The following is a 14,270-nucleotide window of genomic DNA, read 5'->3' on the forward strand; positions in this document are numbered from 1 at the left end:
ACATGGAATTCTTCCGGCGCGAGGAGCTTGCAGCCAACCTCGCCACGAAGGTTTTGGAAGTGTCGCCGACATCCGCTTCAAGTTCGGGGCTGTTTTTGGCGGCTCCGCGGCGCACGGGCAAGTCAACGTTCCTGCGAGAGGATCTGCGGCCGGCGCTCGAAAAGGAAGGCGCGCTGGTTCTTTACGTTGATCTGTGGGAAGACCGGAGCGCAGATCCTGGCGAAACCATCGTGCACATGGTGCGCGCAGAACTGGCGAAGCACGAGGGCGTCATTACCCGACTCGCGCGATCTGTTGGCATGGAGAAGGTCGCCGTGGGGGGACTTTCGTTTTCGCAGGATCGCATCGGTCTTGGCGATGGCATTTCATTGTCGACCGCGCTGGCCGAATTGTCTGACGAGGTGAAGCGCCCGATCGCATTGGTCATCGATGAAGCACAGCAAGCTATCGCGAGCGAAAAGGGCAACGATGCGTTGTTTGCGCTTAAAGCTGCGAGGGACGAGCTCAATAGCAGCCGCCATTTCGGCCTTCGTGTCGTGGCCACAGGCTCTAACCGCGACAAGTTGGCGATGCTGCGTGCCGGTCGCGATCAGGCTTTCATGGGCGCGCCGCTCATTAATTTTCCCACCCTCGGCATGGATTACGTGCAGTGGTTCTGCCATCGGCTGAACCTCGGCGCCCCCCTTGACCCTGCCCGAGTCTACGAACTCTTTAAGCGCGCTTCCTTCCGTCCTGAGCTACTCGGGGCCGCAGCGGATGCGGTACGCTTTGAGTTTGGGTTGCCGCCGGATCAGGTAAGCACGCGCTTCGCCGAGGCCATCGACGAGCAGATCGCAGAGAGCGAGCGCGAGCAATTGCGAGTGGTGCATAATTTGACGCTACCGCAATCGACGGTTCTTCGCGTCATGGCGGTCCGCGGTGAGAAATTTGCGCCATTCGAAGCCGCGACCATTGAGTCGTACAACGCTGTGTTGCAAGCGACATCACCCAATGTCGACGCTAAGATCGACGTATCTGGCGCTCAGCAAGCGCTTGCGGCGCTGCAGGAGAAGGCGCTTGTATGGCGCGCAGCCCGTGGGGTCTATGCGCTCGAGGAGACCGGCCTGGCAACGCTCATGGCCAGCGCCGGGATGCTCGACGATGTTCCTAGATAGCCCTATCGCTTGAGCCCGCGCCCAATCATTCAACGTACGACCGCAGGCGTCGAGTCCATACATGCAGCAAAAGGGCGATTACCCCGAGGACGACAGCTTGCTTCAGATGGGGGTGAGCGTGCTTTGAGCGCAGCATGATGATTTGCTGAGATCCGGACTTTCCAATGCCATCAACCAGAGCCACCCGCGCAGGGGAAGGGATGCCCATTGACCAGGCGGCGAGGCATTGCGGTGTCTCCATTGGCATGCTGTCCAAGCTGGAGAACGGCAAGGGCGTCAATCTCGAGCACGCCCTGCGTGTGATGGACGGACTAGGTTTGACGATGCTGGTCGTTCCCAAGACTCATGCGCCTTGGCTCGAACAGGCAGCGGCTCATGCGCTCGAGACCGGCGAGTTGGCTGCATGGGAACAGCCATGACAACAAGATGCGCCGCCCGCGAGCCATCTTGGCTAACCGTTTTTGGCCTCTCACACACGGCACTCGCAAATCCGGTAAATCAACAATTCATGGGCTACGATATGTCGGACTATTTTGGTGCGGTCGGCTACTTGGGTGCGTCGCGATGAATGCACCCTTGCAACTTGTCGGAGACCATCCGTCGATCGCCGCTCTGCGCGACCTGATCGCACGCGTGGCAGCGAGCCAAGCGCGCATAGTGTTGTTGTATGGAGAAACCGGTACTGGCAAGAGCTTGGTGGCTCGCATGCTGCACCAGCAATCGAGCCGCGCCAGGGCAGAATTCATCGATATCAATTGCGCGGCGATTCCGGCGCAATTGCTTGAATCGGAACTGTTTGGCCACGAACGCGGCGCCTTCACCGGCGCGGTCGGGAAGAAAGAGGGGTTAATCGAGGCCGGAAATGGCGGCACCGTCTTTCTCGACGAGGTGCGCGAGCTGGATCTGGTGATGCAGTCCAAGCTGCTGACACTGCTAGATACCCGGCGCTTCCGTCGCGTTGGCGCGGTCAAGCCCATCAGCGTGGATGTTCGCTTCATCGCCGCCACCAACAAGATCCTGCTTAGCGAGGTCAATGCCGGCAAGTTCCGCGAAGACCTGTACTACCGGCTACAGGTAATCGCGATCAATATTCCGCCCCTGCGAGAGCGCGGCGACGACATCCTGCTGCTCGCGCATAGCGCGCTGCATCGCTACAACCTCCAGTACGGCAGTCGGATGGAGCAGTTGGACCCGGAGGTCGAGCGGATATTCCGCGCGTACCCTTGGCCGGGCAATGTGCGCGAGCTTGAGAATCTGCTCGAGCGGATCTGCCTGCTGGAGCAGGGCGATTGCGTGCTTCCTGTGCATCTGCCCGCACGCATCCTCCGGGCAGTGGGAGTAATGGCGGCGGCGGCGGCAGACCCGGCTGACGCAGCGGCAACCGTTGTCGAAGTCAACGCGTCGCTAGCAACTGCAGCGACGGATGACGGCTTGGATTACTACTCTGCCACGGCCCGCTTTCAGGCAGAACTCATCGAGCAGACCCTGGCCGCCTGCAACGGCAATGTCGCGCGGGCTGCGCAGCGCCTCGGCCTAAGCCGCCACGCTCTGCGGCACCAGATGATCAAGTTGGGACTAGCCTCGAACTGATTCGCGTGAAAATCACGCGCCGTAGTGTGCATCTCACGCGGGCCGCCGCATATACGCGTGCTAGTCACGCGATTCCCAGAGGTGTCGATTGTTGGTCATTGATTTAAAAGGGAAAAAATCAACCCGTTCTCCTGGCACAGCTTCTGCTCAGTATGTGTCGTGTGACCCGCTTTAAGGAAGCGTCACCTAACTGGAGAACGTTGAATGCAGTCGCTGAAGATCATTTGCCCCAATGGCCATCTCGGCTTTGCTCCCTTGCGCACGGGCAGCTTTGAGATCGGTGTGGCCGCCGGGCCGGACTATATCGCGGCCGATTCGGGCAGCGATGACGTGGGCCCGGTGCCGCTGGGCTCGGATACGTCGACCAGCCCCGAGGCGTGGCAGCGCCACGACCTTGAGCACATGCTGCTGGCATCTCGGCGGCTGGGCGTGCCGATGATCATCGGCTCGGCCGGCGATACCGGTACCAACAGCCGGGTCGACCTCTACGTGAACATCATCCGTGAGCTTGCGCAGAAGCACGGGCTGAAGCGCTTTCGCATCGGCTACTTCTACTCCGAGGTGCCCAAGTCGCTGTTGCGTGAAAAGCTCGGCGCGGGCGAGACAATCCGCGGGCTGGACGGCTTTGCCGACCTGACGCTGTCGGAGTTGGACGGCACCGACCGCATCGTGGCAATGGCTGGCGTGCATCCCTATCTCGAATTGCTGGCCCAAGGTGCGGACGTGATCATCGGCGGGCGCAGCTCCGACGCAGCGGTGTTCGCAGCGCCGGCTCTGCACCACGGGTTCGCCGCCGATCATGCCTACTATCTGGGCAAGGTGCTCGAATGCGCCTCGTTCTGCGCCGAGCCCTACGGTGGCAAGGAGACGGTGCTGGGCGAGATCTCACGCGACGCCGTGCGCGTCACCGCGATGCATCCGGAGCAGCGCTGCACCGTCGCGTCGGTGGCCGGGCACGCGATGTATGAACGCTCGAACCCGGTCGAGGAATTCGTCGCGGGCGGCAGGCTCGACATGAGCCAATGCCACTACGAACAGGTGGATCCGCGCACCACCCGCATCACCGGCTCCCGCTTTGAGCCCGACGAGGTCATCCGCGTCAAGCTGGAGGGGTCGGGCAAAGTCGGCGAGCGTTATGTGGGGCTGTGCGGCATCCGTGATCCGTACACGATCGCCAACGTGGACCGCGTGATCGCCTGGGCCAAAGATCAGGTGCGCGCGCGCTTCGGCGAGACCGGCTATGAGCTCCACTACAACGTCTATGGGCGCGATGGCGTGATGGGCGAACTGGAGCCGCTGCGCGACCGCCCCGGCCATGAGCTGTGCGTCATGGTGCAGGGGGTGGCGCCCACCCGCGAGATGGCAGAAGAGGTGGCGATGATTGGCCTTCGCCAGATGTTCTATGCGCGCTTGCCGGACGTCAAAGGCACCGCCGGCTCGGTGTCGTTTCCGCTCGACGAGGTACTGCACGCCAGCTCGGCCTATCGTTGGACGCTAAATCACACTGTGGAGGTGCACGATCCGCTAGCGCTGTTTCCCACGCATCTCGTAGAGGCCGGCGTCTGACGCGCCACCGTTCCTTAGGAAGCCCATCATGACCACTGCCAATCCATCCGCACCCAGCCTGGCGCCGACCCAGAAGCTGCACGAGCTGGCCAAGACCATCCGCAGCAAGAACGCCGGGGTCAACAAGATCACCTTCGACGTTATTTTCCGCGAGGCAGCGCAATATGAACGCGTCAAGCGGTCCCGCGTGCTGAGCCGAGAAAGCATGGCCGCGCTGTTCCATGTTCCGGTGGAGCGCATCTCCGACTTCGTCGAATACGATCCGGCCTTCGCGATCAAGTTCACGATGTACCGCAAGCGTCCGAGCGGCAGCGCGGGCGATGGCGACATCTTCGGCGCGCAGCAGTACGCGCCGTTGCTGGAACTCGAGATCCCAGCCTGATACGAGTGCACCTTACCGCGGCCCGCCCCCAAGGGCCGGCCGCGGCCAGATGCCCGGAAGTGCGCACCGTTTCGCATTGCGGCTTCCGCAGTTGCGTCCCGCAGTTTTCCTGCATTACGATGAATTCGGATCCACATATGGACAAGACCTTTCTCAAGCGCATTTGGACCCTGCTGGCACGTAGCCTGCCTGGGACGGTCATCTTGGCGACGCTTGCCGTTGCGCCCTGGCCGGCGGGCGCGGCGCGTGCGCAGAGCGCAACCGCCGTGCCGCCGCTGATGCGGATTGTGGTGCCGTTCTCCGCAGGGGCCAGCAATGATGTGATCGCCCGCGCGATCGCGCCGGCGCTGGCCAAGCGCCTTGGCAACACGGTGATCGTGGAAAACCGTCCCGGCGTGGCCGGCGTGCTCGGTGCGGACTACGTCGCCAAAGCGCCGCGAGACGGCTCAGTGCTGCTGCTGACGTCGTCAACCTTCCTGACCGCGGCTGCGACGCAGGCGCGCTCGCCATATGATCCGCTGTCCGCGTTTGCTCCGGTGGCGCTAGTGGCTGACGGGCCGCTATTGCTGGCGGTGTCGTCTACGATTGCATCGTCGAAATCGATCCACACGCCGGTAGATCTGATTGCAGCCGCACGCGCGAAGCCAGGGACCATCACCTATGGCTCGGCGGGCGTGGGCTCGCTTGGACAGCTCGCGACCGAGTTGATGTGCGACACAGCGAAGGTGCAGATGATGCATGTGCCGTACAAAGGCGCGGCCAATGCGCTGATCGACCTTGCCGCTGGGCAGATTGACGTGATGATGTCGAACTACAGTTCAATCGCCACGCAGATCAAGGCCGGCAAAGTCAAGCCGCTGGCCGTTACCTCTGTCACGCCGAACCCCGCGTTCCCTGGCCTGCCGCCACTGGCGGCTTCGGTGCCGGGCTATGGCATCGAGATTTGGGTAGGTGTGCTGGCCCCGGCCGGCACGCCGGCTGCGCTGGTACAGCGGCTCAATCGCGAGATCGCCGAGATCGCCGCATCGCATGACGTGCGCGTGGTGCTGGAGCCGGATGGCTCGCATCCGCTGGCAGCGTCGCCTGCCGAATTCGGCGTCCGGATCAGGCAGGATCTTGCGCAGTGGAAACGGATCGCGGCGGACCGCAAGATCGTCGCGGAGTGAGCGGGGGCTACGCGTCCACGCGATAGTTGGTGAAAGGCGTCTAAACGCTTACCGCACCGAACCGCTATTCGACGCTGACTACGAGCGCTTGATGGCATTTTCCGAGTTAACTTGGAAAGGCAAGCGATGAACTGCTGGGGGCGTTGTAACCTGTATCGGTTCGAAAATGCGGGTTGCTTGCAACGCGGACACGCCTTACGTCTTGCTGGGGGAGTGGCAAAAAAGCGGGGGGCAAATCCGTCAGGAACGGCAGCAGCTGCCGGCGGCCAAGCAAGTCTCCGGCCGGTCGAGGTGCGAGTGTCGCTACGCTGTGGTCGCTAGCACGGCGGCCGCGTATCACGATTAGAACTTGTGGCGCAGCCCAAGCATTACGCCAGTTTGATTGCTTCCCGGCGTAATGTTTGTATCAAATCCATTCAACCCGCGCCTCGAACCTTCCTTGTTGCGGGCATACCCAACATTCAGGAACGCGTCCGTGCGCTCCGACAGAACATGGTTGGCAGAGCCCACGAGACTCCACGGATCATGACCAGTACGCTCGTCGTTAAAGTAGTGGTCCGCTGCAGTGAGAATCAGCGCAGGAAGATCGGGGCACAACATACGTTCGGGCCTAATACTTTACCGTTACGAGATGGGCGACAGACTCCAGCACTTCGAGATCGTACTGTACGTGTTCAGTGAGATGAGGCGGGTTGGTTCAGCTGCAGCTCTTTGAACGAAACGAGCTTGCCTGCGATGGCGCTGGCAGCCACAGTAGGAGGGCTCGCCAGCCAGACTTGGCCAGGGCCCGAACGTCCAGGGAAGTTTCGGTTGATTGAGCTCACGGTTACCTGCTCAGGGCTCGTGGATGATCCCGGGCCGCAGTTTGCACATGCGCCGCATGAGGGCTGCAGAATGCGTGCACCTACCGCTTCAAAGGCCTTAAGGTAGCCTTTGTTCTGGCAATAGTCCCGCACGTCGGTCGTGCCGAACTGGAGATAGAGGGTCACGTGTTCGGGGATTCTCAGGCCACGTTCGGCGGCCCATTGGAATACCGCGTGATACTGGTCGAAGTCCTCGCGCTTACCTGCAGTGCAAGAGCCTCCATAGGCGATGTCGACTTTCACAGTCTCATCGAGTGTAGCGAGCGGCAAGCCGTTGCCAGGGTCGCCAGGACGTGCAACCATCGGAGACAGAACGCTGCAATCGACCTCAAGATTTGCGGCGTACTTCGCTCCTTCGTCACTGTGCATCCAGGGCTCGAGTTGGAACTCGACGCCACGCCGTTCCAGGAGGAAGCGAACAGTCTCGGCATCTGGCGCGACGATGCCAGTGAACCCACCCAATTCGGCGCACATGTTGGTAAGCGTTGCCCGTTCGTCCACGCTCATGGCGGAAACTACCGGGCCGGCGAATTCGAAGACCTTCCCAACGCCGGCACCCGCCTTGATTGCGGGCTGGGCCAGCAGTTGGAGAACAACGTCTTTGGCGGTGACGCCTGCCTGCAGCTTGCCACCGAGATGCACGCGGATCGACTCTGGCAGCGTCATGCGCACAGCACCGGTAACGAAGGCGTTGGCCATGTCGGTGGTGCCAACGCCGAAGGCTACGCAACCCAGGGCGCCGCTGTGAGGCGTATGAGAATCCGTGCCAACAACCACTTGACCGGGCAGGGCATACTGCTCGGCCATCATGGCGTGGGAAATGCCGGCGACGTTGTTTCCATCGTCCTTCGATAGCTCTTCATCCGTAAGGGTACGGTGAAACGTGAGCCCATAGGTCTTCACGAAGTCGCGCTGCGCGAATCGCATCTGCACGACGTTCTCGACGAGGTCATTGCGAACGTGAGCGGGGCTTTCTGTCACGTACGAAGTGTGGTCTTCGAAGACGACAATATGGTCAGCATGTTTCAACTTCACTGGCTTGCCGAATGTCGCGTGCAGCATATGAGCGCACATGCCGGTGTAATACTCGTGAATGAATCGCCAGTGGGCCTGAACAAAGATACCGTCGCCAGGCTTGGGGTCGGAAGACGTAACTGGCGTCGCCAGCAAGTTGCGTCGAACAATCTTTTCGAAAAGTGTTTGGGGACGCTGTGCGTCGACCTTCGCGGCCGGCGTGACGTTGGTAAGGTACTGCTGGCCAAACTTGAGCAGGCCGCCATGCTTCAAAATGGAAGCTGCCAGCGCGTCTCGACCTCCCACGAGTTCGTCAAGTGGAATTGCTTCCCCAGCTTCAAGGCGCGGAACCAGGCTGAAGTCCGTGGACGTGTAAAGGCCAATGTTGTCCGCGTTCTGGCGATAGATCCGTTCGAAGCTTTTCGCGATGATTAGCCGGATGCCGGCGAGTTTTTCGGCCGCCGGGCTGTGTTCACGGGAGGAGCCTTTGCCGTAGCGATTGCCGGCGACGGTGATGTAGAACTTACCTTGCCGAACGGAATCGGGCTTAAACGGCAGCGTCGCACCGACCTTATATCCAGTGTACGGATACCGTCCTAGTGCGTCGTCGTAGTGGGTGAGAATGGGCACCGGCGTAATTTCGTCGGTGGAAACATCATTTCGAAGCGGCTCACGGTCGGCGGGAGTCAGTCTCTCCCCTTGCCGTTGCTTTTCCATTGCCGCCGTCGAGTGGACCAGATACAAGACGCGGCCATTCGGCTCGAGGACGTTCATGGGGATCTCCTGTGGGATTTCATTGGACTTTAAGTCGGTCTGTTCCCTAAGACCAAGCGCTGATGTAGCATTCCCGGTATCGCCGCAGAATATATCGGGAAAACCCTAGCCGTGCACGGCTGTCCGACACTGCACTTGCGCTCACAAACAATGCACCGCATAGACCCTGTCAGTATTCAACTTTTCCTTTCCGTCGCGCGAGAAGGTTCCATCAAGCGTGCGGCGGAGCTCGAGCACATCGCCCAGTCGGCCCTGAGCCGGCGAATTGCGGAACTGGAGCGCAACTTGGGGGTCGGGCTGTTTATCCGTTCCACCACCGGCGTGGCGCTTACAGACGCAGGGGAGCGTGCGCTGGAGTTGGGTAGGAAGCTCAATGCGGACATCGTTGCCTTCACTCGTGAGGTGCAGGATCTTGGGGACAAGGTCGCAGGCGTCGTAAGACTGTCTGCAAGTCCTTCGGCTATTATCGGTTTTCTTCCTGAGCGCTTGCATGGGTTCAAGCAGGCGCATCCGCTCGTCGAAATTGCGCTGTTTGAGCGATCGACGTCCGAGTCGATTCGCGCCTGTTTGGACGATGTCGTAGATGTGGGCATTGGCGTCGCAGCTAACGCTCCGCCTGGTTTAGAGTCGTGGCCTTTCGCCATTGATCCGCTCAACGTTGTAGTGCCGGTGAATCACTCGCTGGCAAAACGCAAGCGACTTCGGTATGCGGAGATTCTCGACCATCCTTTGGTAGTCGTGCAGCCTGGAGGTGCATTGGCGCAGGAACTCCGTGAACAGGCAACAAATCTTCGGGTGCCGTTTAACCAAAGCGTTGCTGTTTCCAGCTTTGAAGCCGGCTGTCGAATGGTGGAGGCCGGATTGGGCATAGCCGTGCTGCCAAATAGCGCCAGTGCGGCATATGCCGGCTCGGACAGATTCGTCAGAATACCGCTGCAAGAAACGTGGAGTAACCGCCGCTTACTTATCTACGCCCCCTATAAGAATCCGCGGCTCCGCGCGGTGTCAGCGTTGGTTGAGGCACTGAAACAGCAGGGTTAACAGTGGATATGCTCGGGTGCGATAGCGGGTCTACCGCATTAGCACTCTGCTACGGCAGACTACCGCACTAAACTCCGTCCAATAGGTCATCGCGGACACGCGGTGCCACACAGTAGACGGAGACATAAATGCCCATCTCGCTTCTGAAGCAAGTGCGCAATGCATTTGTTGTGGTGACATCGTGTGCGCTCGTTACAGGGATCTTTTCTCCTGTAATTGCGCAAACACCCATTCGCTTGATTGTTCCTACACAGGCTGGTTCACAAGCAGATGCTGTTGCCCGCGCTATGAGCCAGTCACTGTCCAAAAATTTGGGTCACTCCGTTGTGATCGAGAATTTGCCTGGAGCTGGAGGCGTGCCGGGGACGCAGCAACTTGTTCGTGCGCCGAAAGACGGCTCGACGCTAGGATTGATCTCCTCGAACCACGTCATCAATCCGTTCATATACAAGAACGTGCCGTATGACGCGTTGAAGGACATAACTCCTATCACCGTCATCGGCACGTTGCCGCTGGTCCTTGTTGTGAATCCGTCGGTACGCGCGAACAACACAAAGGAACTCATTGCAGTGCTGAAGTCCAACCCGGGCGAATACAACTATGGCTCGTCGGGTAACGGGACGGTTCTGCACCTTGCTGGGCAACTGTTCGCGAGCGAGGCAAAGGTCAATGTCAGCCACGTCCCGTACAAGGGGGCGGGCAACTATACGACTGATTTGGTCGGTGGTCAGGTTCAGTTCGGCTTCTTGACTCTTCAGACCGTCCTGCCTCTAGTTAAGAGCGGCAAGCTGAAGGCCATTGCAGTGTCGACGGCGCGGCGCGTGCCTGGCTTGCCCGACGTGCCGACGCTCGCAGAATCTGGACTGCCTCAGTACAACTTTGACGCCTGGCTTGCGATTGTGGGCCCGGCCGGCATGCAACCCCAAAACGTTACACAGCTGCAGTCGAAGATCAAGACGACTCTGCAAGAAAAGGACGTCCAGGAACAACTTGCGCAGCAGGGCGTGATCATCTCGACGTCGAGCGCTGAGGGTGCTCCCTCGTTCTTCAAGGCGGAATTGGATAAGCACGCCAAAATCGTGAAGCAGGCAGGTGCGACCCTTAACTGATTGACTATTCATTGGCGGGCGACGTCCGGATGTTGCTGAGTTCACACATGATTCCCTCCACCAGCGACTTGGCGAATAACAACCTGAGTCTTGTGCAGGGATTTTGCTCGCCGTTCATGAGCTATGGCGGACGTCGAGGCTGAGGCCGAATTGCGCGAGGCGATCAAGACCTGGTGCCGCGAGGACACCCAATGCGTGTCTGAATGCCGTGGGCGCGCTGGGCACGTACCCACACAGGCTTGGCGCCGGCCCCGAGCCGCTCAGGGCAGCGTCACATCGAAGCAACCGTGCGCTGCAGCGACGCCGGCCAGTCGTTGCGCTAGCCAGTCGATCCCGTCCGGCGGTCCTGCAAAGTTGCCGGTTCCGTGCTCAAGCCCGATGAGCCCTTTGAACGTCACGTCGGCGCCGCGCGAGCACCAGCTGCTAAACAGCAATTGTCCCAGCGCGAACGGAACGACCTGGTCCGCGGTGCCGTGAAAGATGAAGGCGGGTGCTCCCGGAACCTTGGTGCCGAGCAAAGAGGCATTGAATCGCTGCTGCCATTGGGAGTCGGCGAGGACATTTGGTTGCGTCACGTCGGCCGCCGATGTGGTTCCATACGCTGTGAGGTATTTGTCGAAGCACGACGTGCGGACGTCTTGCATGACCTGGCGACCGACGTCAGTGAGACGCCCATCGAGGTTCAATTCGGGGAACGCATGGTCGAGACCGGAGAGGGCGGCAAGGCCGAATCCGGCTCCTGCGGTGGGGTTGCCGTTCAAGTGGTTGACCTCCACCAGCATGTCGGTCGGCACGCCGCCGACCAGCGCGCCCCGGAAGTCCAGTTCTGGCGCATAGGTTGGTTGCAGTTCTGCGACCCAGCCGGCCGCCTGCCCGCCTTGCGAGTAGCCGACGACACCGACGGGCGCGCCCGCGGGCACGCCCGCGCCGGGTAGTCGTTGCGCAGCCCGCAAGGCGTCGAGGCCGTTGTATCCCTCGGACCGGCCGACCAGGTACGACGGCAGACCCGGTGTGCCCTGGCCCTCGTAGTCCGTCAGGACGACCGAGATGCCGCGAGCCAGCAATTGCTGGGTTGTTCCGGATTCGTAATCGAGCCCATCGGGCGAAGCGCTCGTGACGCCGAACTGCTTGGACGGTGCACATTGATCACCAGTCCCGCGTGTACCGGGCGTCATGACCACGAGGGGCTGACCGGCCGCGCGGAGTAGCGGCGTGGCGACAACGCCGGTCACGGCAACCGGCTTGCCCGAGGCGGTCGACGAAAGATACATGATCTGCTGTATGAGCGCATTCGGGAAAAGCGGCGCGGTGATCGTGCGGGTTCGAATCACGTCACCGGGCTTGCCGGGCGGCAGGGGATTCGGCGGCACGTAGAAGTAGTCCTGCGGAATGATCTGGGCCGATGACGCCGTGACGACGCCAATGGAAAGCGCGACCATCAGGAAGGCAGCCCTGCAACCGCGCCACCCTTTGCGGTGCCCGGAAGACGCCGCCCTTGCTAGGTCCGCCGTCCCGGATGCCGCTCCGACGTTGAAGTCGTCGCACTTCGCTTTGCATACTTTCATGTCTGTCTCCTTACGCCGGCCATGACCGGCAAGACGCTGTGAATGAAGCGTCAAAAGTTGAAGCCGTTAAGCAAGATGGCGCGCGCCAAACTGTCCGCAGTGCAGTTTGGCAACGAGTTTGACGCCGGATTGTCCTTGCAACGACAATCCTGGGGTTTTGCCTTGTGGGGGGCTTACCCGAATCTGTGCAATGAACGCCGAGTTCGCCGCCGTCGTTCCCCATCCCGCTGCGGGCGTCATGTTGGCGCGGTCCCGCGCGGCGCATCGGAACGAGCTCAATTCCATCCCGTGGCTTCTGCTCCGATTTCTCGAGCAAGCACGCGGACGCCTTCAACGCCGCACGCGTTTGATGTCCAACAGCACTGAGCTTGCGGGCAAGCGTGCCGCCGATGTTGCCAGTTCCAATGATCCCGATTTTCATTACATGACCCTCCGCTTTTTCAAAAGCGGCTTTGCTGCGCCTTGCTGTCAAGCCGCTGGCAAATCGAAGACAAAGCAGGTGGTGGTCGCATGAGCATAGAGCTTGCCTTTCGCATCTTCGACACGCGCCTCCGCAGTCGCTATCTGACGACCCGCGTGGACAACCGTGGCGGCCGCGCGCAACGGACCGGTCTTGTGAGAAGCCGCCCGCACCATATTGATGCTAAGTTCGGCCGTCGTGTAGGAACGCCGGGCCGGCAGCATAGTTTGCACTGAGCAGCCAAGCGCTGAGTCCAGAAGCGTGGCAAACCAGCCCCCGTGCACCATTCCCAGTGGGTTGTAATGCTGCCGCAGCGGAATGCCTTGAAACACGGCGCGGCCGTTTTCCACTTCCAGCAACGTCATGGCCCGCCAGCGACGGCAACACCATGCCCACACCGACCCCACTGAGCAGCATGCCCGGCAGCCACTGCGAGAGATAAGCGGGTTCAATTCCTGGCACCAGCAAGAACCACAGTGCACTGGTCGCGTAGAGCAGGCTGCCCGCCACTAACAGCGGGCGGTGGCCGTGCCGACTCGCGATTCGACCTGACATGGCGGCGACCGGGATCACCAGCAGCGGCCCCGGCGTTATGGCAAGACCCGCCAGTGGCAGCGAGTAGTGCCAGATTGAATTCATGTAGAAAAAGAAGGCGAAAAACATCATCGAAAACGCGATGCCGACAACGTTGCGAGATTGGCGTAACGGTAAGCTCGGTTGCGAAATAAGGCCAAGTCCACCAGCGGTGAAGTGGCGACCCGAGCCCAAGCCACAAATCCGACTATGCTCATTAACCCGACGCCCGCAACACCCAGCAGTTCATGGCGTGACCAGGCAGGCGACTCCGATTGCACAATGGATAGTGCCAAGGCGCCAGTACCAACAATCAATAGGCCCATACCGAACAGATCCAGTGGGCGAGTGCTGGCTTGCTGCTTTGTCTCGGTGAGCAGTGTTGCGCCGCGCCACATTGCAACAATGCCCAATGGCAAGTTCAGGTAGAAAGCCCATTGCCAGCCGACCGATGCGATCACGAATGCCCCGAGGCTGGGGCCCACCGCTGCAGCCAGGGCACCGACCGCTCCCCATAGACTGATAGCCACAGCACGCTTGCTTGTCGGAAACGCCGCCAGCACGAGCGAGAGAGATGCGGGTGTCAACAATGCGGCGCCTATGGCCTGCAGTACTCTTGCCGCAACGAGCCACCCAACGCTAACTGCTAAACCACATGCAACGGACGCCGCCAGAAATAGCCCAACACCGCCCAGGAATATCTTCTTGCGCCCATGCTTATCAGCCAATCCGCCAGACGGGATGAGTGTTGCAGCATAGGCGACGGTGTAGGCATTGAGAACCCAGGAGAGGTCTGCCGCAGTTGCGTGAGGAAAACCCGCGCGTAAGGCGCTGAAGGCCGCGAACAGCATCGTGCCGTCCATTGAGACAAGAAACACCGCAACGCTGGCCACCCAGAACACCGGCCACGGTGATGCGGGGTGCGCATTTTGTAGAGCCAGAGCAACACTGGCAGAGGGCGCGGTTGCGGGGCGGTCAGGATTGGTCATGGGGCTCTTCCGAATATCGGTGTG

Annotated in this window: 11 protein-coding genes and 2 pseudogenes; 8 read left to right on the plus strand and 5 right to left on the minus strand. The window is 60.7% G+C overall.

The window, feature by feature from the left end; genetic code table 11:
- Nucleotides 1-2 precede the first annotated feature (2 nt).
- The 6 genes from KB879_RS38210 (at nucleotide 3) to KB879_RS38235 (ending at nucleotide 5,858) form a co-directional block, all read left to right on the plus strand.
- Nucleotides 3-1,154: an ATP-binding protein gene (locus KB879_RS38210; protein ID WP_211983085.1), complete on the plus strand. Its 1,152-nt coding sequence runs from the start codon at nucleotides 3-5 to the stop codon at nucleotides 1,152-1,154.
- Between the two features lie 200 nt (nucleotides 1,155-1,354).
- On the plus strand, nucleotides 1,355-1,573 hold the full coding sequence (locus KB879_RS38215) for a helix-turn-helix transcriptional regulator (RefSeq protein ID WP_051591465.1): 219 nt from the start codon (nucleotides 1,355-1,357) through the stop codon (nucleotides 1,571-1,573).
- A gap of 145 nt (nucleotides 1,574-1,718) precedes the next feature.
- Nucleotides 1,719-2,744, plus strand: coding sequence for a sigma-54-dependent Fis family transcriptional regulator (locus KB879_RS38220; RefSeq protein ID WP_211983087.1), 1,026 nt, complete (start codon nucleotides 1,719-1,721; stop codon nucleotides 2,742-2,744).
- A 204-nt stretch (nucleotides 2,745-2,948) separates the two neighbouring features.
- A complete protein-coding gene (locus KB879_RS38225; RefSeq protein ID WP_211983089.1) occupies nucleotides 2,949-4,310 on the plus strand; it encodes an acyclic terpene utilization AtuA family protein in 1,362 nt (453 codons plus the stop codon).
- Between the two features lie 28 nt (nucleotides 4,311-4,338).
- Entirely contained in the window at nucleotides 4,339-4,692 is a 354-nt protein-coding gene (locus KB879_RS38230; RefSeq protein ID WP_013958725.1) for a DUF4387 domain-containing protein, read from the plus strand.
- 137 nt (nucleotides 4,693-4,829) lie between these two features.
- Entirely contained in the window at nucleotides 4,830-5,858 is a 1,029-nt protein-coding gene (locus KB879_RS38235; protein WP_049800698.1) for a tripartite tricarboxylate transporter substrate-binding protein, read from the plus strand.
- A 674-nt stretch (nucleotides 5,859-6,532) separates the two neighbouring features.
- Here the strand turns inward: KB879_RS38235 and KB879_RS38240 are convergent.
- Nucleotides 6,533-8,509 (minus strand): aconitase family protein, encoded by a 1,977-nt coding sequence (locus KB879_RS38240; RefSeq protein WP_211983092.1) that lies wholly within the window; start codon nucleotides 8,507-8,509, stop codon nucleotides 6,533-6,535.
- Between the two features lie 150 nt (nucleotides 8,510-8,659).
- Between KB879_RS38240 and KB879_RS38245 the strand changes: the two genes are divergently transcribed.
- Nucleotides 8,660-9,550 carry a LysR family transcriptional regulator gene (locus tag KB879_RS38245; RefSeq protein ID WP_041228985.1) on the plus strand — a complete coding sequence of 297 codons (891 nt, stop codon included), beginning with the start codon at nucleotides 8,660-8,662 and terminating at the stop codon, nucleotides 9,548-9,550.
- 128 nt (nucleotides 9,551-9,678) lie between these two features.
- Nucleotides 9,679-10,659: a tripartite tricarboxylate transporter substrate binding protein gene (locus KB879_RS38250; RefSeq protein WP_153954524.1), complete on the plus strand. Its 981-nt coding sequence runs from the start codon at nucleotides 9,679-9,681 to the stop codon at nucleotides 10,657-10,659.
- 260 nt (nucleotides 10,660-10,919) lie between these two features.
- Here KB879_RS38250 and KB879_RS38255 read toward each other — a convergent pair whose 3' ends face one another.
- From KB879_RS38255 to KB879_RS38270, 4 genes and pseudogenes are all read right to left on the minus strand, one after another.
- Complete coding sequence (locus tag KB879_RS38255; RefSeq protein ID WP_153954525.1) at nucleotides 10,920-12,224, minus strand: lipase family protein; 1,305 nt, start codon at nucleotides 12,222-12,224, stop codon at nucleotides 10,920-10,922.
- Nucleotides 12,225-12,234: 10 nt separating this feature from the next.
- Nucleotides 12,235-12,645, minus strand: a complete 411-nt coding sequence (locus KB879_RS40695; protein ID WP_371827442.1) for an NAD(P)-binding domain-containing protein — start codon at nucleotides 12,643-12,645, stop codon at nucleotides 12,235-12,237.
- A 47-nt stretch (nucleotides 12,646-12,692) separates the two neighbouring features.
- Nucleotides 12,693-13,049: pseudogene (locus KB879_RS38265) on the minus strand (PaaI family thioesterase); the annotation flags it as partial.
- Nucleotides 13,039-14,246, minus strand: a pseudogene (locus KB879_RS38270) (MFS transporter); the annotation flags it as partial. The pseudogenes KB879_RS38265 and KB879_RS38270, both read right to left, overlap by 11 nt.
- Between the last annotated feature and the right edge of the window lie 24 nt (nucleotides 14,247-14,270).

It is taken from the genome of Cupriavidus sp. KK10 (assembly GCF_018223725.1).
Lineage (GTDB): Bacteria > Pseudomonadota > Gammaproteobacteria > Burkholderiales > Burkholderiaceae > Cupriavidus > Cupriavidus necator.